This window comes from Streptomyces sp. DG2A-72 (genome assembly GCF_030499575.1).
GTDB lineage: Bacteria > Actinomycetota > Actinomycetes > Streptomycetales > Streptomycetaceae > Streptomyces.
In genome coordinates, this window is record NZ_JASTLC010000001.1 from 885,018 (window position 1) to 908,245 (window position 23,228).

The 23,228-nt window shown below is 70.3% G+C and carries 17 protein-coding genes; 7 read left to right on the plus strand and 10 right to left on the minus strand.

Features of this window, described 5'->3' with window-relative positions; translation table 11 throughout:
- Window positions 1–92: 92 nt before the first annotated feature.
- Window positions 93–1,526, minus strand: a complete 1,434-nt coding sequence (locus tag QQY66_RS04465; protein ID WP_301977717.1) for a tol-pal system YbgF family protein — start codon at window positions 1,524–1,526, stop codon at window positions 93–95.
- Window positions 1,527–1,585: 59 nt separating this feature from the next.
- Window positions 1,586–2,074, minus strand: a complete 489-nt coding sequence (locus QQY66_RS04470; RefSeq protein ID WP_301977718.1) for a hypothetical protein — start codon at window positions 2,072–2,074, stop codon at window positions 1,586–1,588.
- 117 nt (window positions 2,075–2,191) lie between these two features.
- On the opposite strand from QQY66_RS04470, the gene QQY66_RS04475 reads away from it, so the two are divergent.
- Both QQY66_RS04475 and QQY66_RS04480 read left to right on the plus strand, forming a co-directional pair.
- Window positions 2,192–2,620 carry a hypothetical protein gene (locus QQY66_RS04475; protein WP_301977719.1) on the plus strand — a complete coding sequence of 143 codons (429 nt, stop codon included), beginning with the start codon at window positions 2,192–2,194 and terminating at the stop codon, window positions 2,618–2,620.
- 147 nt (window positions 2,621–2,767) lie between these two features.
- A complete protein-coding gene (locus QQY66_RS04480; RefSeq protein WP_301977720.1) occupies window positions 2,768–3,583 on the plus strand; it encodes an SAM-dependent methyltransferase in 816 nt (271 codons plus the stop codon).
- Window positions 3,584–3,608: 25 nt separating this feature from the next.
- Here QQY66_RS04480 and QQY66_RS04485 read toward each other — a convergent pair whose 3' ends face one another.
- Window positions 3,609–4,514, minus strand: coding sequence for a helix-turn-helix transcriptional regulator (locus tag QQY66_RS04485; protein WP_301977721.1), 906 nt, complete (start codon window positions 4,512–4,514; stop codon window positions 3,609–3,611).
- Between the two features lie 337 nt (window positions 4,515–4,851).
- Here QQY66_RS04485 and QQY66_RS04490 point away from each other — a divergent pair, with 337 nt between their 5' ends.
- Together QQY66_RS04490 and QQY66_RS04495 are read left to right on the plus strand one after the other, a co-directional pair.
- Complete coding sequence (locus QQY66_RS04490; RefSeq protein ID WP_023544341.1) at window positions 4,852–5,055, plus strand: cold-shock protein; 204 nt, start codon at window positions 4,852–4,854, stop codon at window positions 5,053–5,055.
- A gap of 100 nt (window positions 5,056–5,155) precedes the next feature.
- A complete protein-coding gene (locus QQY66_RS04495) occupies window positions 5,156–6,772 on the plus strand; it encodes a DEAD/DEAH box helicase (protein ID WP_301977723.1) in 1,617 nt (538 codons plus the stop codon).
- A gap of 270 nt (window positions 6,773–7,042) precedes the next feature.
- Here QQY66_RS04495 and QQY66_RS04500 read toward each other — a convergent pair whose 3' ends face one another.
- A complete protein-coding gene (locus QQY66_RS04500) occupies window positions 7,043–7,297 on the minus strand; it encodes a hypothetical protein (protein WP_301977724.1) in 255 nt (84 codons plus the stop codon).
- A 354-nt stretch (window positions 7,298–7,651) separates the two neighbouring features.
- On the opposite strand from QQY66_RS04500, the gene QQY66_RS04505 reads away from it, so the two are divergent.
- A complete protein-coding gene (locus QQY66_RS04505; RefSeq protein ID WP_301977725.1) occupies window positions 7,652–7,945 on the plus strand; it encodes a hypothetical protein in 294 nt (97 codons plus the stop codon).
- 78 nt (window positions 7,946–8,023) lie between these two features.
- Here the strand turns inward: QQY66_RS04505 and QQY66_RS04510 are convergent, their stop codons facing one another.
- The 4 genes from QQY66_RS04510 to QQY66_RS04525 form a co-directional block, all read right to left on the minus strand.
- Window positions 8,024–9,226 (minus strand): cysteine desulfurase-like protein, encoded by a 1,203-nt coding sequence (locus QQY66_RS04510; protein WP_301977727.1) that lies wholly within the window; start codon window positions 9,224–9,226, stop codon window positions 8,024–8,026.
- Window positions 9,227–9,351: 125 nt separating this feature from the next.
- Complete coding sequence (locus QQY66_RS04515) at window positions 9,352–10,083, minus strand: ferritin-like domain-containing protein (protein WP_301977729.1); 732 nt, start codon at window positions 10,081–10,083, stop codon at window positions 9,352–9,354.
- Window positions 10,084–10,226: 143 nt separating this feature from the next.
- The gene (locus QQY66_RS04520; protein ID WP_301977730.1) at window positions 10,227–11,711 is read right to left on the minus strand and encodes an L-fucose/L-arabinose isomerase family protein; all 1,485 of its coding nucleotides are present in this window, start codon (window positions 11,709–11,711) and stop codon (window positions 10,227–10,229) included.
- Between the two features lie 41 nt (window positions 11,712–11,752).
- Window positions 11,753–13,033, minus strand: coding sequence for an MFS transporter (locus QQY66_RS04525; RefSeq protein ID WP_301977731.1), 1,281 nt, complete (start codon window positions 13,031–13,033; stop codon window positions 11,753–11,755).
- Between the two features lie 206 nt (window positions 13,034–13,239).
- Between QQY66_RS04525 and QQY66_RS04530 the strand changes: the two genes are divergently transcribed.
- The gene (locus QQY66_RS04530; protein WP_301977732.1) at window positions 13,240–17,160 is read left to right on the plus strand and encodes a glycosyl hydrolase; all 3,921 of its coding nucleotides are present in this window, start codon (window positions 13,240–13,242) and stop codon (window positions 17,158–17,160) included.
- On the opposite strand, the gene QQY66_RS04535 is transcribed toward QQY66_RS04530, so the two are convergent.
- Window positions 17,161–18,180, minus strand: a complete 1,020-nt coding sequence (locus QQY66_RS04535; RefSeq protein ID WP_301977733.1) for a LacI family DNA-binding transcriptional regulator — start codon at window positions 18,178–18,180, stop codon at window positions 17,161–17,163.
- Window positions 18,181–18,348: 168 nt separating this feature from the next.
- A complete protein-coding gene (locus QQY66_RS04540; RefSeq protein WP_301977734.1) occupies window positions 18,349–21,507 on the minus strand; it encodes a glycoside hydrolase in 3,159 nt (1,052 codons plus the stop codon).
- A 176-nt stretch (window positions 21,508–21,683) separates the two neighbouring features.
- On the opposite strand from QQY66_RS04540, the gene QQY66_RS04545 reads away from it, so the two are divergent.
- Complete coding sequence (locus QQY66_RS04545) at window positions 21,684–23,225, plus strand: ABC transporter substrate-binding protein (RefSeq protein ID WP_301977735.1); 1,542 nt, start codon at window positions 21,684–21,686, stop codon at window positions 23,223–23,225.
- Window positions 23,226–23,228 lie beyond the last annotated feature (3 nt).

The following is a 23,228-nucleotide window of genomic DNA, read 5'->3' on the forward strand; positions in this document are numbered from 1 at the left end:
GCCCCGCCATGCTCACCCCGTCCGCCCGGGAGCCCTCCCGAAAACGGTGACGAACCACGGTTGATGACGGAGCGTCAGGTTCTGTACGCCCCTCACCTGTTGATCAGGGAACGGAACGCGGCCCGCACATCGGACGTCGACTCGCTGACGTACCTGCTCGACAACGGGCCCGGGTCGATATCGCCGCCGGTGAAGTACCTGATGACCGCGGGGCAACTGCTACCACTGATCTGGATCTTGCGGTTGGCGACGAGCTTGCCGGTGCGCAGCTCGTAGACCTTCACCGGAAGCGCGATCTTGTAGAAGGTCACATAGGTGGTGGCCCCGGAGGACCGGGCCCGGTACGGGCAGGTCTCGACGGAGCTGCCGAAGGTCTCCTCGCCCATGCAGACCACCAGGACGGCGTCGGTGGGGTCGTTGGCCTTCCAGGAGCCGGGAAGTTTGGCCGAGTAGTCCTCGCCGTACTCGTCGTGGCCGTAGTAGAGGGCCCGGTTGGCGCCCTTGCTCAGGGGCTTGGCGCCGCTGTACTTCGCCGGGTGGGAGCAGTACTCGGGCTGCGAGTCGGTGCCTCCCGCTAGGAGACTGCGGACGTTGGCCAGCTCGATGCTCAGCGTGGCCTTCCTGGCTCCCTTCCGGGCCCTGGCCGCGAGCCCGTCGTCCGGGTACTGGTCCAGCAGCCGCTCGTAGTGCGCGCGGGCCTGCCTCCAGTCGTCGGTGTCCATCAGATCGTCGCCGCATTCGACGAGCGCGGCGGGCGCGGTCCGCCGGGCCGTCTCGGCGGACCGGTCGAGTATGTCGTGGCTGCTCTCGCGGTCGCGGAGCCAGTAGGTGAGGGTGACGGTGTCGCAGGGGTCCTCTGCGGGCAGGGCGCGCAGGAAGTCGTTGAGGGTCGCTTCGACCGTCTTCTCGTTGCCAGGTTCGGCGAGGACGGAGGCGAGCGTCTCGAAGCCCCGCTCCAGTGCGCCGGTCTCACCGGTCAGCGAGGAGGCCAGCTGCGCCCGGGCCGTATCCAGCCGACGGCAGTCCTGGACGACCTCGTCACCGCGGGCGCTCAGCGGGGCGTCGGCGACGCGGTGCCCGAACCACACCCTGTCCTGGGCGGCCGACACCCCAACGCAGTCGCCGCTCTCGCGAGCCTCGGTGACACTCCCGCCGATCCTCGACGCGTCGTACCGCAGCAGTCCCGCCGTCAGCAGCACCGGCAGCGTCACCGCGAGCGCGACCAGACGCTGACCGCGCACCGCGCCGCCCCGGCCGGCACCGGCACGCGCCAGGAACCAGCCGTGCACGGTGACGGCCACCCACCACACCAGCACCACGATCTCGTACGACGTCCGGGCGGTCGACGCGAGCAGCGAGACGACCACGACGGTGACGGCGACGGAGAACACGGCGAGGCCCCACCGCCGCAGCATCAGATAGCCGACGCCGAGCAGCGAGGCGTTCCCGAGCGCGACGGCCAGCGGATCGTGCGCCCTGGCCCCGTTCGGCTCGGGCTCCCGCACCACGTAAGTCGATTCATCCATGCTGATCTCTTCCCGTTCCGTGGGGTGGCCTGGAGCGGCCCCAATCCGGCACCGATGCGTCAGGAAGCGATGTACTCCCACTTCTTGGTGGCCGCGCAGTCCTCGAACCCGAAGCGCTTCGCAGGCGATGCGATCTCCTTCGCCGCCTGCTCGTTGATGGACATCTGCATCATGAGCAGCACGTCCTGTCCGGGCCGGAAGTTCTCGAACTGGCCACTCAGGTCCTCGAGCCCGCCGATGTAGACGCCGAGCTTGCCCAGCCAGGCGTCCAGGTCCTTCTGGCCGGTCTCCGGCTTCGGCATCTTGCGGACCTGTGCGCGCAGGTCCTTCAGCAGGACTGCTCGTTCACGCAACTTCCGTACGTCGCCCACACCCACGCCCTCGCCGTACGCGAGGTCACCGGTGAACCGGTCGTTGATCTCACGGCACGTCTCGTCGGCGCTCCGGATCAACTCCTGTTTCGGTGAGCCCGGTCCGGAGGAGCAGCCGGCGACGACCGGCACCACCAGCCCCATGACAGCGGCTGCGACACGCATGACCTTAGGCATGCCGTCACGATGGCGCGTCCCGTCCGGGAAGGGTCCCGGGCCCCTGGCCGGAGGATCCCGGGCACGGCCCGGCGCCGCCGGCTCCGGGCCGCAGGACCAGAGAACGAGGAGGGCACGATGACTGGCTCAGCGGACGAGGACCACCCGCCGGAGCGGCTTCCGGCCGAGCGGCCTGGACACGTCAACGGGGCCGCCGCGCTACTGATCCTTTCCGCACTGATCAGTGGCACCATCGCCGTGAACGACCCGGCGATGACACAGTTCGTGTATCTGCTCCTCTTCATCACGATCGGTGCGGCCCTCCGCTTCTGCCGCGGCGGGCGCACGGCCCGTGTCGTCGCGACGGTGACGGCCGTGGTCTTCCTGTTCTTTCTGGGCCCGCATGTGCTGTGGGGACTGTCGGACCCTCGCGGCCCGTTCAGTGAGGAGTACGCGATACGGGCCATCCTCGCCATCGTCACGGCCGGCATCGGCGTAGGTCTCCTCCACTCACCGCCGAGCAGTGCCTACTTCCGATCGGCCCGGCCCCGTACCGCCCGCCGGTGAGGGGACGAAAACAAGCCAACAGGCGTTAAAACACGGGCAGGTTGGGGGCGCCGGTGCACAGGAGACGAGGCCCGAGGAATAGCGTAGGCGGCCACGACTGATGTTCGACGGTTTCGTGGTTGTCACTACGTACGCGCAGGAGCGTCCATGACTGATGAGGCAGCGAACTCCGAGCAGGAGACGCTCTCCAAGATCGACACCTCCGTGCCGCAGTCGGCCCGGATCTGGAACTACTGGCTGGGCGGGAAGGACAACTACGAAGTCGACCGGGTGGCCGGTGACGCCTTCCGCGAGATCTTCCCCGGCATCGAGACCGGCGCCCGTGCCGCCCGGTACTTCCTCGCCCGCGCCGTGCGTCACCTCGCCGCCGAGGAGGGCATCCGGCAGTTCCTGGACATAGGCACCGGGCTGCCCAACGTGGACAACACCCACGAGATCGCCCAGCGGGTGGCCCCCGAGTGCAAGATCGTCTACGTCGACAACGACCCGTTGGTGCTGGCACACGCCCGCGCGCTGCTCACCAGCACCCCGGAAGGGGTCACCAACTATGTCGACGCCGACCTGCGCGAGCCGAGCACCATCGTGCGGGAGGCCGGGAAGACACTGGACTTCGACCAGCCCATCGCTCTGATGCTGATGGGCATCCTGGGTCACATCGAGGACTTCGACGAGGCACGCTCGATCGTGCGGCAGCTGGTGGACGCGCTGCCCGCCGGCAGCTACCTCGTGCACTACGACAGCACCAGCACCAGTGAGTCGTACGTCAAGGCCATCCAGCAGTACAACGAGGGTGGCTCGATCCCCTACATCCTTCGCAGCCCCGAGCAGATCGAGCGCTACTTCGACGGTCTGGAACTGCTCGAACCGGGCGTCGCGTCATGCTCGCGCTGGCGCCCCGACGCCGCCGCCTGGGGCCTGCCCGCGGAGGTGCACCAGTACGGCGGTGTCGCCCTCAAGCGCTGACACCTGCCGGTCGCCGGCCCGTGGATCAGGTTTCCTGGAGGATGCGATGGAGGGTCGTCGCAGTCTCGTCCGGTGATTCGGCCTCGACCACCAGGCGGTTCATGACATCCCAGTAGCACTCGATCTCGGCGGGCCTGTCGGGGTAGAGCGCGGTGGTGAGCTGCTCGAGGTAGACCACGTCGGGCAGCCGGCCGCCGGGCAGCCGCAGGATGGTGACCGGACCGCCTTCCGCCGCGTAGCCGCCGGTGCGGAACGGCATGATCTGGACCGTGACCCGCGGGAGTCCGCAGATCTCGATGAGATGCCTGAGCTGGGCGCGCATCGTGCTGATGCCGCCCACCGGGCGACGCAGCGCCGCCTCGTCGATCACGGCCCAGAACTGAGCCCCCGGACGGCGGTGCAGGATCCGCTGGCGGGTCATCCGCAATCCGACTCGCCGGTCGATCTCCTCCGCACCGGCACCCGGGTGGGCGAGCCGGATGGCGGCGCGCGCATAGCCGGGGGTCTGCAGCAGGGCGGGAACGCGTTGGACCTCGAAACAGCGGATGAGGCTCGCCGACTGTTCGGCCCCGAGGTAGGTCTGCATCCAGGTGGGCACCACGTCGTTGTAGTACCGCCACCAGGCGGGGGTGTTGGACTCTTCGGCCAGCGCCAGCAAGGTGGCACGTTCGGCCTCGTCGGTGACGCCGTAGAGGGTGAGCAGATCGGCCACGTCCCGCAGCTTGAACCCGTGGCGGCCGCCCTCCAGTCGGCTGATCTTGGACCGGGAGGCGCGGATCACATGCCCCGCGGCCTCACGCGAGATGTGCCGCTCCTCCCGCAGCCTGCGCAACCGTGCGCCCAGCACCAGCCGCGGCACTACGGGGCCGGCCGACCCGCCGTCCCCTACCGCACTGTCGGACGGGGTACGTGCGGCCTCTTTCATACCCATCGGCATTCTCCCTGCGGTGAACGCAACTCTGCACACCTACAAGCGCGGCAGCCAGCCATCCTAGGGGCTGTCCGGTACGCGATCTCCGAATCGCGCCAACCGGCTTGCCCGCAGGGAGAGTTGGGCGGCGTCAGCGCAGTCGGCGCGAACCCGGGCGGGACTCGAACAACGAGTGGCTCCGGCGGACGTCGCCCGCCGAGTTGTGCTACGGTTTCTGCGTTGCAGTTGTGGTACCCATGAACCTATGTGCGCCTGACGGGAATGTTTCTCCATCAGGCGCATTAGTTGTTTTCCCGGCATCTCCGGATGGGGCCTCTGCCTACAGAAGGAGAAAGTCATGGCACAGGGAACTGTGAAGTGGTTCAACGCCGAAAAGGGTTTCGGCTTCATTCAGCAGGACGGCGGCGGCCCGGACGTGTTCGCCCACTACTCGAACATCGCGACCCAGGGCTTCCGTGAGCTGCAGGAGGGCCAGCGGGTCTCCTTCGACGTCACGCAGGGCCAGAAGGGCCCGCAGGCGGAGAACATCGTCCCCGCCTGATCGCCGCTCGCGTATCCGCTCACCGGGGTCCGCACCATCAGGGTGCGGACCCCGGTGAGTGCTGTTTCCAGTGTGTTTTCCAGGAAGGCAGGCAACCGCAATGTCCCGCAGGCCCAATAAGCCGAACCGGCGCTCGTCGTCACCCCCACCGCCCGCGGCGTCGCCCAGGGAATTCCGGCTGCCGGAAAACACCACACCCGCACTTCCCGCCGTCGAGGACTTCGCCGGTCTGGACATGCCCGCGGGACTGCTGAAGACCCTTACCGCGCAAGGTGTGACCACCCCCTTCCCCATTCAGGCCGCCACCCTGCCCAACTCGCTCGCCGGCCGTGATCTGCTGGGCCGTGGACGCACCGGCTCCGGCAAGACCCTCGCGTTCGGGCTCGCGCTCCTGGCCCGCACGGCCGGGCAGCGCGCGGAGCCCAAGGCACCTCTCGCCCTCGTGCTGGTGCCGACCCGCGAACTCGCCCAGCAGGTGACGGAGGCGCTGACGCCGTACGCGACCGCGGTGAATCTCCGGCTGGCCACCGTGGTCGGCGGACTGTCGATCACCAAGCAGGCCGGTACGCTCCGGCGCGGCGCCGAGGTCCTCGTGGCGACGCCCGGCCGACTCAACGACCTCGTGGAACGCGGGGACTGCGTGCTCGGCAGCGTCCGCATCACGGTGCTCGACGAAGCCGACCAGATGACCGACATGGGCTTCCTGCCGCAGATCACCAAGCTGATCCAGCAGGTACAGCCCGACGGGCAGCGCCTGCTCTTCTCGGCCACCCTGGACCGCAACATCGACCGCTTGGTGCAGCGGTTCCTGACCGACCCCGTGGTGCACTCCGTGGATCCGTCCGCGGGAGCGGTGACCACGATGGAGCACCACGTGCTCCACCTCCTGGACGAGACCGACAAGAAGGCGGTCACCACGCGCATCGCGGCCCGTGACGGCCGGGTCATCCTCTTCCTCGACACCAAGCGGTCCGCCGACCGGCTCGCCAAGCGGCTCCTGGCCGTCGGTGTCCGCGCGGCGGCCCTGCACGGCGGCCGGTCCCAGCCGCAGCGCAACCGCACCCTGGATCAGTTCAAGAACGGCCAGGTCACCGCGCTGGTCGCGACGAACGTCGCGGCCCGCGGCATCCACATCGACGACCTCGACCTCGTCGTGAACGTCGATCCCCCCACCGACCACAAGGACTACCTCCACCGCGGCGGCCGCACGGCCCGCGCCGGCGGCTCCGGCAGCGTGGTCACCCTGGTCCTGCCCGACCAGAAGCGGGACGTCACCCGTCTCCTGTCCGACGCGGGCATCCGCCCCCGTACCGCCCGCATAACGTCGAGCGACCCCCACCTGTCCACCATCACCGGCGCCCGTGAGCCTTCCGGCATCGCCGTCACCCTCCCGGTCCCCCAGCCGGAGACACCGACAGCCTCCCGCCCGAACCGCAAGCCCGGCACCGAGTCCGGCAAGCGCTCCGACCGCCGCCGCAGAAATGGCAACGGCGCGGCCGGAGGAGCGACCGGTGCTGCCCCCGGCACGGCCGGCCGGAACCCGGACCGCCGAGCCACGGACACCGCCTCGACCGGTGCCGCCTCCGGCAAGGCTCCCCGCCGATCGGGCCGCCGATCGACACCCACCGGTACCACCACCAGCACCACCGCAACCGGAGCCTCCGGCGCCCGCCGCGCCTCCGCACCCCGGAGCAGCAGGCAACGCTCACCCCGTTGATCACCTGACGCCGGCGTTCGCCGGCGCTGTGCGACCGTCGCCGAGCACAATCGGGTTGAGCAGCCCCCCGGCACAACTGCAGCCCGGGCGCGCGCCCTCGTGGGGCTGCTGTTGCGCGTCCGGGCTGCGATGGCCGTTCAGGCCGAGTTGACGGGGTTGTTGCGGCTTATGGGGCCGCTACGCGACGGAGTACGAAGCCACCCGCCTCGCGGCCGTTACGGCTGGGACCGCAACGCGCTGAAACCTGCGCATCGACCCCTCGACGCCTGTCTAGCGGGAGATGTACGGAAGGGCGAACTGATCGACAGCCTGCTCCGGCGTGGAGTGCCCACCCTTGTCGCCGTGCTTGTCACCGTTCGGCGCGTCCCACGAGGCGACGGCGTTGGACTGCGAGACAGCCACCGCGGTGATGTCCGTGGCGTCCTTCTCCTTTTCGTGGCCGCCTGCGAAGCTGACGCCGGCACCGAAGGTGGACAGCCCCGCGATCGCTACCGCCACGACCGCAACACGCTGAATCTTGCGCATAGTTTGACCCTTTCTTACGTGGGCAGTTGCCCTCGCTTGGTTACGTAATGTGATGATAAGCACACAACGCGTAGCCGTATTGGATCTCCGCCGCCTCCGCGTGCCGTGTCGGATCAGAGCGAGCCCCAAGTGCCGTTCGAGGGCCGGACATCGACGCCCGGCGTGAGCTGACAACCCGTCAGGAGTTCGCGACCCAAGCGCGCTCATGCGTTACGGCGTCAGGGTGCTTTCGCCGCAAGATCGCCGAGTTCGGCGCGCCACACCGGCTCTTCTATCACTTTTCCTTCTAATCTTCGGTCACGGTACGAAGTCGATCTTTCACGGATCGCACCCACCTCACTCACCGGAGATGACATGCACAAGCTTCACAAGGCTGCCGTCCTGGTCGCCGCTCTCAGCAGCGTCGGGCTCCTGGGCGCGGGCACCGCCAGCGCCAACGGCGGCGAGGGTCACGGCGGCAAGGGCGGCGGGAACTACAGCGTCCTGCAGAGCACCGAATGCAAGTCGCACGACCTGAACCTCGACATCCTCGGCCAGGTCGGGATCCTCAACGGCCTGCTGGGCCAGGGACTCAACGGCGAGGGCAACTCGGGCGGCCAGGGCACCCACCTGGGTTCGGACATGGGCTGCAGCAACAGCGCCTTCTAAGCACCGTACGGTCGCGCAGGCGGCCGAGAGCAGAAAACAGATCCCGGCACCGGACCTCAGGCCCGGTGCCGGGATCTCTCATCTCAGGAAGTCCGACAGGCCCTCCAGGAGCCGGTCGACGTCCGCGGTGTCGTTGTAGGGCGCCAGGCCGACGCGGAGGCCGCCGGTGTCCGAGAGGCCGAGTCGGCGGGACGCTTCGAGGGCGTAGAAGGAGCCGGCGGGAGCCTGGACACCGCGTTGGGCCAGGAAGCCGTACGCGTCGGTCGTGCTGTGGCCCTCGAAGGTGAGCAGCAGGGTGGGGGTGCGGTCGGCGGCGCGGGAGTGCACCGTGACCTGCTCCAGGGTGGACAGTCCCTTGTCGATCTGCGCGCGCAGGACGTTCTCGTGCTCTTCCAGCGCCGCGGACGCGGCGGCCAGCCGCTCGCGGCGAGACCCGGTGGCGTCGGTGTCGAGGCCGGCGAGGAAGTCGACGGCGGCGCGGGTGCCCGCCAGGAACTCGTAGGGCAGTGTGCCGAGTTCGAAACGTTCCGGGACGGCGTCCGTCGAGGGCAGCAGCTTGTCCGGGTGCAGGCTCTCCAGCAGCTCGGGCCGGGCGGCGAGGACGCCGTGGTGCGGGCCGAGGAACTTGTACGGGGAGCAGACGTAGAAGTCGGCACCGAGCTGTTCGACGTCGACCAGGGAGTGGGCGGTGTAGTGCACGCCGTCGACGTGGAGGAGCGCCCCGGTCTCGTGCACCGCACGGGATATCGCGGCGATCGCGGGCCGTGTGCCGATCAGGTTGGAGGCGGCGGTGACCGCGACGAGCCGGGTCCGCTCGGAGAGCACGGCGCGGATGTCCTCGACGCCCAGCTCGCCGGTCGCGGGGTTGAAGTCGGCCCACCGGACGGTGGCGCCGGCCTGCTCGGCGGCCTGGATCCAGGGGCGGATGTTGGAGTCGTGGTCGAGTCGGGTGACGATCACCTCGTCGCCCGGCGACCAGGTCCTGGCGAGGGTGCGGGAGACGTCGTAGGTGAGCTGGGTGGCGCTGCGGCCGAAGACGATCCCGGCCGGTTCCGCGCCCAGCAGGTCCGCCAGGGCCCGGCGGCTCTCGGTGACGATGGTCTCGGCATTGCGCTCCCCGGGCGTGATCCGGCCCCGGTTCGACAGCGGCTGCGCCAGCGCGTCGGCGATGGCCTGGATGACCGGCCGGGGTGTCTGTGTGCCGCCGGGACCGTCGAAGTGCGCGATCCCGGCGCTCAGGGCGGGGAACTGCGCACGGAGAGCGGCTACGTCGTACGTCACGGAAGCTCCTGTCGATGCTCGGGCACGGCGGGGGTTCGGCCGACCGGGACCTCGTCGAGCCGATGACGACGGTAGTTCACGAGACCGGCAACGCGAACCGCCGCTCCCCGAGGAACAGCCTGGTGTCAACGCGCGCTCGACCACGCATCCGGGCGGGGTGCCAGCACCGCGGAGACCACGGCGTCGGCCGATGCCATGACGTCGGCCACGAAACGAAGGCGGCCGATGCCGAGTCGGCGCAGTGCTGAGCCGTGGTCGACGGCGACGACGAGGCAGACCACGAGGAGGAGCACTCGCCACAGGAACATCACCGGGCGGCGTATCGGGCGGGGCAGTTCGGCCAGGGAGGTGTGCAGTCGCTCGCAGTGGAAGGGGACGTGGCGCTGCTCGTCGGCGAGGATCCGTCCCGCCACGTCCGAAGTGAGCGGGTCATCGGCGCCATCGCGCAGGGCACGGTAATAACGCAGCGCCACCACTTCCGCGATCATCAGCACCAGCAGTTCCATGCGCAGGCCCATGAGTCGCCGCAACCGTACGAAGACGGTGTCGCTCCAGTGGCCGGTCAACGTCGGTACGCCACCTGCGGCCAGCAGCCGGGCGAGCAGACGGGCGTGGTTCTGTTCCTCGGCGACGAAGAGCCGGACCGCCCGCGTGTAATCGGCGTCGCCGGCCTGGTCCGCTTTGGCGACGAGGTTGGCGCCGTCGCCGTCCTCGCCGATCTGGAAGCGCTGAATGCTCGCCGAAAGCGCCGGATGCAGCGTCGCCCCTCGCCCCCAGTCCGGGTCCCCATCGGCGTCCCGGCGCTCCCGCTCGTCCTCGAACCGCTGCGTCCACTTGGCGAATCCATCCGTGTGCACCCGGTCACTCCTCTCCCGGACACGGCCATCGTGCCCTGGAGAGAGACGACGCCTGGCGGGCACCGAACCGTTCCCTGCGGAAGCCGAACGGCGATGGCCAAGTACGGTCCGGGCCGGTCCGGCAGACGCACGCCCGCCCCCGATCACACCCCTCGGTGATCGATCCCCAGCAGACTCGCCGCAGCCCTGATGTCCGCCGCGTGGTGGCCGACCGACAGGGACCAGTGATGGCCGACGCCCGTGGCGCTCCATGCGTCGACCCACTCGCCGGGGTCCCGGCCGAAGTCGACCCGGCTGGTGGTGTTGCCGATCTCCAGGAGCGGTCCCGGGACGACGGTGCCCTCGGAGGTGACGAAGGACAGGCTGCCGTCGGCGTCCTGGCCGAGGCCGAGGAGGGTGACGGGACCGGGCTGGACGTCGAACTCCACGCTCACGCCCCAGCCGCGCTTGCCGTGGTAGACGCCCAGCCCGCGCAGCAGCGGGTCGCGGGCGCTGACGGCGAGGTGGCCGGGGCCGTCGTGGCCCATCTCCACCACGCCGTCCTCGAAGTTCAGGGCCTGGATCTCGGTGAACGAGCCGCCGGAGCCCACGCTCTGGGAGGCGAACTGGGCGACGCTGGTGCGCAGTTCGTACTCGCCGGCCGCGGGCACGCCCCGGGCGGTCAGCAGGGAGGCGCCGAGGATCATGCCGGCGCCGAGCCGCTCGTGGAGTTCCCCGCCGAGGCCGCGATGATAGTAGGCGAGGGTGTCGAGGCCGAAGTCGTCCACGAGCCGGTCGAGGGCGACCGACACGGTCGCTCCCCAGGCGAAGTCCTCGTCCACCACGCTGTCGTCGAGGGTGAAGACCTGCCGTGCGAGCGCCATGCGTTCGCGGGTCTCCGTCTCGGTCACCTGCTCCACCCGGTGCCGCAGATCGTCGAACTCCAGCACCTCCGTGTGCGAGCCGAACGTCGTGGACAGCAGTGTGGGGTCGGTCGACACGTCGAGCATCCCCGGATACAGGTGCCCCATGAGGCCGTGCCGGGCGTGCCGCAGGGCCGCGCGGACGTGCGCGGCACGGATCCACTGCTCGATGCGCCGCCAGGCGTTCTCCTGGCGCAGCCAGCCCGAGACCGACCGGAACGGGATGCCGGCGCGGCGGAAGACATTGCCGACCTCGGGCACCGGGCACTGTCCGCAGTAGGCCAGCCAGGCGCCGGTGTCGAAGGACGTGTGGTCCATCCGCTCGGTCGGCTGGAGGTCGATGACCAGGACGGGGGCGTGCGAGCGCTGGGCGATCGGCAGCACCATCGACGAGGTCAGATACGTCGTCAGGAACAGCACGATCAAGTCGCAGTCCGCCCGGCGCAGCTTCTCGGCCGCCGCCGCGCCTTCCTGGGCGTCGGAGATGAACCCGACGTCGGTCACCTCCGCGTCCATCCGCCGGAAGCGGTCGGCGACGTAACGTGCCGACTCCCGCAGTTGCGGAAGGAGTCCGGGGAACTGCGGCCAGTATGTGCCGAGCCCGCCGGCCACGAGTCCGATCCGGGTGCGGCGCCGGGCCGCCGGGGGAAGCAACTCGCGTAGCCGGGCGGCCCGTTCGGCGGTGCGGCCCGTGGTCGTTGCCGTCGTGGGGGCGGTCGTAGCCATGGCTGGTGCTCCTTTGTGACGCCGACGGGGTGGGCCTTGGCTCAGGCGCTGGCGATCCGCAGGTCCTTCCGGGTGCGGGCGGCGCTGGGCGAACGCGGGACGAGGACACGGACGATGTAGGCGCCGGCGAAAGCGGCCAGCGCCATGCAGGCGGTGATGGACCAGAGCAGGACGGCCGGGCTGTGGTCGACCAGGGCAGGGGTGAAGAACGCGGCGACCGCGAACACCCCGCGCGACAGGGCGTAGGTGAGGCCCTGGGTGGTGCCGCGGGTGTCCGCGGGCAGGGTGAGCTGCGACCAGACCTTGTAGCTTGCCTCTCCGGCGAAGGGGTTGGAGAGCTGGTAGAGGACGAAGAAGACGAGCATGCCGGCCAGGGCACCGGCGGTCAGGGACGCGATCACGAAGGCGAGGACCTGCACGGCGGCGGCCACGTAGAACAGCCGGTCGCGCCAAGGGCTGTCGGCGACACGGACGAAGGCGATGGTCAGCAGTACCCCGATCGGGATGAAGGCCAGGTTGATCCCGGTGGCCAGGCTCTGTGAGGCGTCGCTGACGGTGACCAGCAGATAGGTGCCGAACTGGCCGAAGGTGTTGGCCCCGAGCCCCCAGGTGACGTAGAAGACGAAGGTCGCGGCCATCGGCAGCAGGGCGGCTCGCGTCCACACGTTCTTCAACGCGATGCCGCGCGGGCCGGCCGCGTCCTCCGTCTGCTGTGCGGCGGCCTGATCCTCCTCCGCGACCTGCTCGGGCGACAGCTTCAGCCGGGAGCGGAGGTGCCAGGTGACCAGTGCGGCGAGGGCCAGTTGGCCGGTGATGATCCGGGCTCCGGTCATGCCCGTGGTGGACAGGACGAAGCCGAGGAAGATGGCGACGGTGATGCCCAGCATCCACATGACCTGGGTGAAGGCCACGAGACGTCCGCGGGCCCGGGCGGGGGCGGCGTCCGAGACCACGGCCAGGGACGTCGGCAGGTCGGCGCCCGCCGCAAGTCCCGCGATGAGCACCCCGGTCAGGAGGACGATGTCGTCGGGCGCCAGTGTGATGACGAGCGCGCCCACCGCGAAGCAGAAGATGTCCCAGTTGTAGACACGGCGACGCCCGAACAGATCGGCGAGCCGTCCGCCGACGAGGGAGCCGACGGCGATGCAGATGGTGACGATCGCGCTGATCGCGCCGGCCATCCACACGCCCATGTCGTAACTGTCGCGGTAGATGGCCAGGTTCACGGAGATGCTGACGATCAGTCCGGCGTCGAGGTAGGAGGCCATGCCCGACAGGGCCGCGGCCTTCCACAGGTGCTTGGGGACGGGTTCTTCGGCCATGATGCGACTCCGTCGTCTCGTGACATCGCGGTTCCGGGCCGGATCGCAGAGAATATAGGGCGCGAAAAACGTTCCAACAAGATGCCTCGCAGATATCCGTGGCATGTCGCCCACCACGTCCGGCGCTCCCTGGGCCATGGCGCGAACCTTCCATGTCCCCTACGGTGGTCGCCATCTAAAAACGTTTTAGGGGAAGGACCGCACCCGTGCTCTCCCCAGAACTTCAGCGGCTGTTCGAGGATCCGCCCCACGACTTCGGCCCCACCCCCTTGTGGTGGTGGTCGGGCGCCGAGGTCACCCGTGACCGCCTGGAATGGCAGATGCGGGCGTTCGCGGACGGTGGCGTCCACAACCTCGTGGTGATCAACCTGGCGCCTACGGGCCCGAGTTTCGGGGCCCGCGCCGATGAACCTGCGTGGTTCGGCGAGGAGTGGTGGGCCCGCTTCACCGACGCCTGCGAGATCGCCGCCGAACTCGGCATGCGCCTGTGGTTCTACGACCAGATCGGGTTCTCCGGCGCCAACGTCCAGGGCGGCGTCACCCGACGGCACCCCGAGGCCGCGGGCCTGGCCCTGCGCACCCGCACGGCGGCCGTGCACCGGGGCGCGGTCGCCCTCCGGGACGGCGAGACCCTGGTGGGCGCCTACGACGCCGACGGCCGACGCCTGCCTGATCCGGTCGCGGTCGCGGACGGCACCCAGGTGCAGCTGATCATCGCGGTGCCCACGGCGTTCGACTACCTGGACCCGCATGCCGTAGGCGCGTTGATGGACGCCGTCCATCACGAGTACGACCGCCGTGTGCCGGAGTACCTGGGCAACGTCATCGCGGGCAGCTTCCAGGACGAACTTCCGGGCACGAACTCCTGGAGCCGCCGTTTCCAGGAGGAGTTCCACGTCCGGCGCGGCTACGACCTGCTCGACCATCTGCCGGCCCTGTTCGGCACCCGTACCACGGAGCGGACGGCGAAGGTCCGCGCCGACTACTACGCGGTCCGCGCGGAACTCACCGAAGAGGCCCTGTTCCGCCCGCTCGCCGACTGGCACCGCGAGCGCGGCATGCTCCTGGGCTGCGACCAGAGCAACCCGGCCCGCGCGGGCTACCCGGCCCAGTCGACGCAGCTCTACACGGACTACTTCCGTACCCACCGCTGGTACAGCGCCGCGGGCAGCGACCACCACGGCGACGCCAAGGTCCACTCCTCGATGGCGCACCTCTACGGCCACGAGCGCGTCTGGATCGAGGCGTTCCACTCCTCCGGCTGGGGCGGCACCCTGGAGGACACCTACGACTGGCTGCTGCCGTTCCTGCGCAGCGGTGCCAACCTCTACAACCCGCACGCCAGTTACTTCGGCACCGCGGGCGGCTGGTTCGAGTGGGCACCGCCCGCCACCGACTGGCGACAGCCGTACTGGAAGCAGTACCCGGCCTTTTCCCGGGCCGTGGCCCGGATCTGCTCGATCATGTCCTGGGGAAGCCACGAGGCCGACGTGGCGGTCCTGCACCCCACCGCCACCATGCAGTCCCTCCTCCCCCTGGACGCACCCGTCCACCACTTCGGCGACGGCCGGCTCGGCGCCCCGCACACCGACGCCGACGAGACACAGCGGCACTACCTGGACCTGTGCGGCACCAACGACTGGCGGTGCCCCCGCGCAGGCGCCCTGGATCGGCGCCGCGTCTCGTTCGACGTCATCGACGACGACTCCCTCCAGCGCGCCAAGGCCGCCGACGGGGCCCTGCGGATCAGGGATCTCCGGTACAGCGCGGTGCTGTTGCCTTCGGCGAGCGTCCTGGAGGAGGAGACGGCACGCCGGCTGACCGAACTGCTCGATGCCGGCGGGCGGGTCGTGGTCGTGGGGCGGCCTCCGGCGACGGCCGCCGGACTTGCCGGTGACGACTGGGTCGTAGCGGCGCTGCTGTCCCATCCACGGCTGGAGCGCGTGCACGACGCCGAAGCGGGCGCGGCGGCGGTGGCCGACTCGGCCGGACATGCCACCGGCGAAGTGCCGCTGCTGGTCAGGAGGAAGGGGAACGCGGCGGTCGCCCTGGTGACGGGGGCGTTCCCCGACGCCTGCGTACGTGAACCGGGCGCCCGGAACCACACCACCGACCCCTCGCGCTACGCCCGCACCTCGTCCGTCACCGTGCGCGCCCCGGTCACCGAGGCCGAGGTCTGGAACCCGGCGTCCGGTACCCGGAGCCCGGCACGCGTCACCGTCTTTGAGGACGGAGTGTCGACCATCGAGGTGTGTCTGGACGGCGCCCCTGCCGTGCTCGTCGTATGGCACGAAGGCGCGGCGACCAGCCGCGGGGCCGTGCCTCCTGGGTCGGACGAGTCGATCATCGATGTCTCGACCGGCTGGCAGGGCCGTCTGATCCCCACCATGGACAACCGGTGGGGCGATCTGGCGCTGCCCGCAGGGTCGTCCGTGGCCGAGCCGCAGATCTGGGACATGGCGTGGACGGAAGCCGAGGCGCCGGACGCGGTGTGGCGGCGGACGCGCGCCACTTACGGCAACCGGGTCCGTGTCCTGCCGCCCGTTCCCGCCGCCGACGCCCCCGAGCCGCTCGACGCCGAGTCCGTCGAGCGGGTTCTGGACGGCGAGTTGCCCCTCGCGCCCGGGTGGGATGTGGCGGTGTACTCGTCGAGCCGTGGGATCCCGGAGCCGGGCGGGCTGCTCGGCACCAAGGGCCTGGTGAACGAGGAGTTCGTACGCGTCCCCGTGCCCGCCGGCGGAACGGTCTCCCGGGTCCGGGCGATCGTGGAGGCCGATCACCGGGGACCTGCCGAACTGCACGTCGCCGCGGAAGCGGTCAAGCGCGTGTGGTGGGACGGCGAGTTGCTGGAGACGGGGTGCGGGTATCTGGCCTCCGCGCCGGTGACGGTGGCCCGCGCTCGCCATGTGCTCGAGTACGAACTGTCCGACGCCCAGGGCCGGCCGTCGGCGATCTCGGCCGCCGCCGATACACCGCTGGGGAGTTACTTCTGCCTGTCCGAGCCGGACGGATTCGCGGCGCGGCCCCGGTTCATGCGTCTGCCGGACGGAGTGTCGCCGAACGGCCCGGTGACGTACCGCGCGCGGCTCCGCCTGGCCCGCGACGGAGTGCGGGCGGTGCTCGTCGTGGGTGCCGCGGCGGCGGTCACCGTGCTGCTCGACGGCGCTGTCGTGGCGCGGCAGGAGAAGGTGGAGTACTACGAGGCGGACTGGGGCGCGGTGCCGATGTTCTTCCGCCACGAGGTGGCTCTCGGGGCGGGTGAGCACGTGCTCGACGTCGTGGCCGACGGCGACCGGGAGGCGGTGTTCGTCGACCTGGTGGCGCAGTCGACGGCACTGGTCAGTGGCGCCGGCTGGGAGGCGGAGTCGGGCGACTGGCACGGACGTACCGTCGAAGACACCGTCAGACGCGGCGAGTTGCAGCACTGCCACGCCGCCGTGCGGTCGCATCCCTTGCCGGACACCGAGTGGCTCAGCGGCCCGCCGGTGCTCGGCAGCCGCATGCTCCCCCTGCGGTCCACCGACGACGTGCATGCCTCAGCACAACGCTTCCGATTCACCGTGCCCCCGGGCACGGTCTCGATCGATCTGCCGCTGGCGATTCCCGCGCGGGTGCACGTCGGCAACGGCACGGAACGCCCCCTCGACGGCCAAGTGCTCACGCTGGACCGGCCGTTGGGGGAACTCACGGAGCTGGAGGTCGTCACCGCGCCCACGGCCCTCCTGCGCGGGGGCGCCGCGTGGCGGGGGCCCGCGCGGGTGCGTACGGTGCCCGAGCCGCTGGCTCTCGGGGACTGGAGCGCGCGGGGACTGGGCGGTTGGAGCGGGGGCGTGGCCTACGCGCGGATGGTCTATGTGCCGCCGGGGCCGGACCCCGTGCTGGATCTGGGACGGGTGCGGGGCAGCGTCGAGGTCGCGCTGGACGGGGAGGTGGTCGGCGAGGCGTTCTGCGCGCCGTACCGCTTCGCGCTGCCCGGCGCCGCTGGGCGCACCGTGCGGATCGAGGTGACCGTGTACAACACCCTGGCGCCGTATCTCGCCGAGGCGACACCGACCGCCTGGGCCTTCCCGTCCCAGCTCGCGTCGGGTCTGCTGGGACCGGTGACGTTGCGGATTCCGCGCCCGTGATCAGAGGTCGGCCGGCGGCAGCGTCGAGTCCCGTACGACGAGGCCGGGCGCGAACACCCGGGTTTCGTGGACGTGTTCGGCGCGGGCCTCGATCTCGTCGAGCAGCATCTCGACGGCCGCCCGGCCGAGCTCCTCGACAGGCTGCCGGACCGTCGTGAGGGTCGTCGCCCCGAAGCTCGCGATGTCGAGGTCGCCGTAGCCGACCACCTGCACGTCCTCGGGGATGCGCACGCCTCGGTCGGTCAGTCCGCGGCACAGTCCCGCGGCGAGGAAGTCGTTGGTGCAGAAGACCCCGTTGGGCAGCTCGGCGAGCTGGTCCGCGATCTTCATGCCGTACGCCACCGTCATCTCCTGGGCGACGACCTGGTCGCAGCGCGCCTCCCGTCGGCTGCGCACCGCCTGCCGGGCGCCCTGGTAGCGGTCGGCGCACTGGCGGATCCCGCGCTCTCCGTTGACGACGAGGATGTCCCGCGCCCCGCGGTCCAGCAGGTGCTGCACGGCGATGCGCCCGCCGGCGATGTCGTCGACGGAGGCGGAGCAGCCTTCCCGCTCCGGTATCGCGCGGTCGGCCAGGACCAGCGGGATGCCACGATCGCGCAGCCGGGTCAGCCGCCCCGGATCGGCGCTGAGCGGAACGACCACGACACCGACGGCACGCTGCTCGACGAGCATGGTGAAGTAGCCCTGTTCGCGCTCCGGCGCGTCCCCGCTGTGACAGAGCACGAGCGCATAGCCGTGGTCGTACGCCGCGTCGGCGGCGCCCCGTGCGATGCGCGCGTAGAAGGAGTTGGCCACGTCGGGCAGGACCAGCCCGATCGAGGACGAGTGCCCGGTGCGCAGGCCGGAGGCGCCGGGGTGGGGGACGTAGTCGAGCGCCGCGATCGCGCTGCGGACGCGTTCGGCGGTCTGGGCGTTGACCCGCTCGGGCCGGTTGAGCACGTTCGACACCGTGGACACCGAGACGCCTGCCGCGGCGGCGACCTCCTGAATGCGGGCGGGGCGTGCCGAAATGGCGTCCACCCCCTCGCTGTGGCAGCCGTGCGACCAGGCACGACAGTGGTCCTCATGGGCGCCGCAAGTATAGCGCGGCTGCGCATAAAACGATTTTCCGTACGGATTCGTTCCCGGCCGGCGACCCGAGGGCCGAGGCCCGTGGAGGGGGCCGGTGTGCCCGGCCCCCTGCCTGGGTCAGCCGCGGGTCAGGGTGACCTTGTACTCCCGGGTCTGTGAGCCGTCTTCGCTGGTCACGGTGGCGACGTATACCGTCCTCGCCTCCTTGCGGACCGTCACCGTCGCGTACGGGTCGCGTGCCGTGGCCGTGACCTGGGCCCGGTCCGGGCGGTCGGTCGTCACGCGGTGGTCGGTCTTCTCGGGGTCGAAGCCGGTGACGGGGACTCCGGCCACCTCGATCGACGCGGCCCCGGCGTCCGAGGAGACGCCGGGCGCCTTGGCGTACACCTCGATCTCGCCGAGGGTGATGTAACCGCCCGGGGGTGCCGTCATGACCACGCGCACCGCGTTCACCGGTCCGTCGGCCGTCACCGGGACGTCGACGACGGGTGTGCCCTCGGTGCCGACGTCGACGGAGTCGCTCGCGTCGGTCCAGGTGCCGTCGGCCTGCCGGACCTGCACCTTCAGGGACTGCGCGATGCTGACGTTGCCGCCGTCCCGGTGGAAGTGGGTGACGACGCGGGTCAGGTCGCGGGCCTCAGGCAGCGTGAAGGTGATGGTGTCGGACGGGTTCTTCGTGCCCGACTTCCAGTTGGACCAGGCCTTCTCGGTGAGGTCGCCGTTGCGCAGGCGGTCGGCGGAGTAGCCGCTCTCGGTGAACGTGGCGCCGACCGTCACGTTCTCCTCGCGCGCGGCGTTCGTCTGGCGGGGTTCGGTGACCTGGACGCGTGCGGTCGCCGGGACGGTGGTGCCGTCGGGGAGGCGGGCGGTACCGCGCAGGGTCGTCACCCCGGCGTCGTCGAAGGCGCCGTCGGGTGCCGGGTCCCAGGTGACGGGGAGGTCGGGGGCGGCGCCGTGCCTGCCGACGCCGACGACCGTGGCGGGCAGGTCGGGCCGTCCGCCGGTGTAGGTCTTGGCGCGGGCGGGGAGGGTGGAGGCGATCGTGTCGACGGTGACGACCGCTTCGGCAGGGATGGTGCGCCCGCGTACGTCGGTCGCCTCGCCCTTCACGCGGACCGTGCCGGGCGTGCGCCACCGCGAGTCAGACGGGATCTGCCACTGCACGGGGAGGGAGCCGCGGGCGCCGTCCCGGTAGACGGGCGTGACGGTGGCGGGGAGTTCGGGTGCGCGGCCGGGGACGGTGAACGCCTTCGCGGGCTCGGTGCGCAGCGCGGTCTCGTCGATCACGGTCCACCGCTGGTTCGCGTTGGACGTGGGCAGGTACGCCGACACGCGGGCGCCGTCCGCGGTGGACTGCCCGGCGACGTCGATCAGGCGGCCGGTGGCGGCGTTGACGAAGGTCCAGCTGCCGTCCCCGGTCGTCGACATGATCCACTGCGCTTCCGGCCCGGAGCCGCCGGTGTCCTCAAGGACCGCCTCGTTGTCGCGTACGGCGAGGCGCTTGCCCGTCGCGGCGTTGACGAGGGCGTAGCGCTCACGGTTGCCGTCACCGCGGGTCAGCTTGCGCACCGACCACAGCTGGGACTCGGCGTTCGGGTCGTTCGTGCGGATGACGACGCCGTTGCCGTCGTCGGACGGGGCCAGGGACTTGCCGCTCTGCGCGCCCTGGAGCCGGTACTCGTGGCCGGGCTGGACGAGCGCGGCGTCCTTGGCGGTGCCGGAGACGCCGTCGACGAGGAAGGACGTCACCGACTTCGCGGGCACGGTGAGTGTCGCGGAGGCGTCGGTCACCTTCACCGGCGTGCCCCGGACGAGCGCTCCGTCGGTGCTGGTGACGACGGGCGTCACCTTGGCGCCGGGCGCGATGTGCCGGAAGCGGGAGAGGTCCAGGGTCACGGCGCGCGGGGTCGTGCCGTTGTTGACGTGCACCACGGTCGCTCCGCGGCCGGACTTGCGAACGGCGGCGACGCTGGACCGGTCGTCGGCCTTCACGAAGTGGTCGCCGGGCCGGATGTGGTGGGTGAAGTTGCGGATCGTGTGGAACTTGGTGTTGGCGCGGATCGGGCAGGTCTGCGGCGTGTCCTTGGCGGTGCAGTTGAACGGGATGTGGATGCTGCCCCAGTTCTTCCCCGCCTGCGCCTGCGGGATGGAGTCCTCGATGGGCTGCCACAACACCCAGGCGGAGGGCTCCAGTTCGCGCATGTCGTCGACGATCCGGGTGGCGATGCCGAGGCCCGGCTCCATGCCGGTGAAGTCGGTGCCGGTGCCCCAGGTGCCCTCGACCTCGCTCATCCAGAACTTCTTGTCCGCGGCCTTGGCACTGTCGCGGGCGCTGGTGCGCATGCCGGTGCCGTAGGTGTGCACGTTGAGCTGGTCGACGGCGGCGCGCGAGGCGCTGTCGTAGGCGTTCCAGTTCTGGACGAAGATGCTGGGGTTCGTCTCGTCCATCGCGGAGATGGTGGCGCGGGTCCTGGCGTCGGCCAGGGCGCGGCTCAGGGCCTTGACGACCTTCTGCTGGAGCTCGGGGCCGGCGTGCGCGCCTTCCTGACGGCCGCCGGTGGGCTGTCCGTCGGGGCCCAACTGGGTTCCCCAGTAGTTGGTGTTGGGCTCGTTGAGCGGGGCGATGGTGTCGAACCTGATGCGGTGCTTCTTCTCCAGGTGGTCCGTCACCCGGGTCAGGTAGGTGGCGAAGTCGTCGACGCGGTCCGTGCGGATCTGGTCCGTGTTCGCGTCGAAGCCACCGGAGACGTATCCGCTGACCGTCTGGAACCACGGCGGGGAGTTGCTGAACGCCTCCCAGCGGGTCACCTTGTCCTTGATCTGGTCCACCCACCAGCGCTGGTTCGCGTCGGCGGCCCAGTTCCAGTGGGCGGGGTTGTCGGGGTTCCACCAGTCCGTGTCTTCCCTGGTGGTGCCGACGGGGGCCTTCCAGAAGCCCTCCATGGTCGCGCCGGTCTTCATGTAGTCCTTGCGGACGTCGGGGGCGTTGCCGCCGCCGATGTTGTAGCGCGCGATGTTGAGGCGGAGACCGTCCTCGCCGAACAGCATGTCGACGAGCTGCTTGCGGACGGGGTCCGGGTAGCCGCCGGTGGCGTTGGCGAACCACACCAGGCTCGTGCCCCACCCTTCGAACTCCTGCTGCTGGTACGACGGGTCGATGCGTACCGTGACCGCGTCGGCGGCAGCCGCCTGGGGCACGGCGGCAACGAGTCCCGCACCGAGGGCCAGCGGGACGGTGACCGCCAGGGCCCGGACGAGGCGATGTCTGCTGGACATGGATTCCCTTCGGGAGCGAACAGAACCGCACAGAACCAATCGAGCTTCCCGAATGTTTTAGGACGGCACCCAACACGTCAAGAGATGCGGCAGCTTCACACCTCTTGACGCGTACAACATCGATGAGCGTCCATGTATCTAAACCACGTTTGCTGTTATGGACAGACGGAGGCTCAGTGGCCGGTCCAGGCTTAGCCCGCACGCGTCCGATCGTCACGTCCCTGGCCGTTCTGCTCACCGTCTCCGGGTGCTCGGTGGCCGGCGCCGACCCCATCGGAGGCGGTCCCGACACCCTGCGCATCGTCCTTCCCGAGGAACCCCCGACCCTCGAACCCTGCGACGCCTCGCTCACCGCGACGGGCCGGGTGACGCGGGCCAACATCACGGAGGCGCTCACCGAGCGCGACGCGTCCACCGGCCGGCTTCAGCCGTCGCTGGCCACCAAGTGGACCCGTACGTCGGCCACTTCATGGACCTTCACGCTCCGGCCGGAGGTCAGATTCCACGACGGTTCGCCGTTCACGGCCGACGCTGCCGCCTTCTCGGTCAAGCGCGCCACGGACTCCCGTATCGACTGCAACGTCGACGGCTACATCTTCGCGGACAGTGAGCTGACCGCCGTACCGGTGAACGACACCACCCTCAAGGTCACCACCGCGAAACCGGACCCGATTCTGCCGCTGCGCCTGTCCTTCGTGGAGATCGTGCCGACGAGTACGGCGCCGAACTCCCGGGTGCGCGAGCCGGTCGGCACGGGGCCGTACCGGATCGATGAGTGGAGCGTGGGGCGCTTCCTGCGCCTGGAGCGCTTCTCCGGGTACTGGGGCCGAGCACCGGAGTTCGCCGCGGCCACCTATGCGTGGCGGGCGGAGGGGAGCGTGCGCGCGGCCATGGTGACCAACGACGAGGCGGACGTCGCGATCGGGCTCGCGCCCGAGGACGGGGCGGGCGACCGGGCGGTGGAGTTCCCCACCAACGAGGTGTCGTACCTGCGGATGGACGCGAGCAAGCCGCCGCTGAACGACATCCGGATCCGACAGGCCGTCAACTACGCCGTCGACCGGGAAGGGTTGGTCACCGCGGTCTTCGCCGGGCGGCCGACCGGCCAGCTCGTCGCCAAAGGCGTCACCGGCCACAACCCGCGCGTCCGGCCGTGGCCGTACGACCCGGACCGCGCGAAGGATCTCGTGGCCGAGGCCCGCGCCGACGGCGTCCCGACCGACCGGACCATCACCATCAACGGCCGCAACGGCATCTACCCGAAGGCCGCCGAGGCGATGGAGGTGGTGCAGGACGGCCTGCTCAAGGCCGGGCTGAAGGCCGAGATCAAGATGCTCGACGTCAACGCCTGGCTGGAGTACCTGCTGCGCCCCTTCCCGGCCGGAGACACCGGACCCGCCCTGCTCCAGGCACAGCACGGCAACCAGGCCGGGGACGCCGCGTTCACGATGGAGCAGATCTACGGCAGCAAGGGCGCCCAGAGCAGTTACGGCACCGCCGCGTTCGACGCGCTGATCGAGAGGGCGGAGCAGGCGTCGGGGCAGGAGCGACAGGAGGCGTTCGCGCAGGCGTTCGCCCACCAGAACGACGAGGTCGTACGGGACGCCGTCATGGCCAACATGACCGGCATCCTGGCGCTCTCCGAGAAGGTCCGCTACCGGCCGGACCCGTCCACGAACGACGAGATGCGGCTCGCCGACATGCGCCGCGCGGACTGAGAG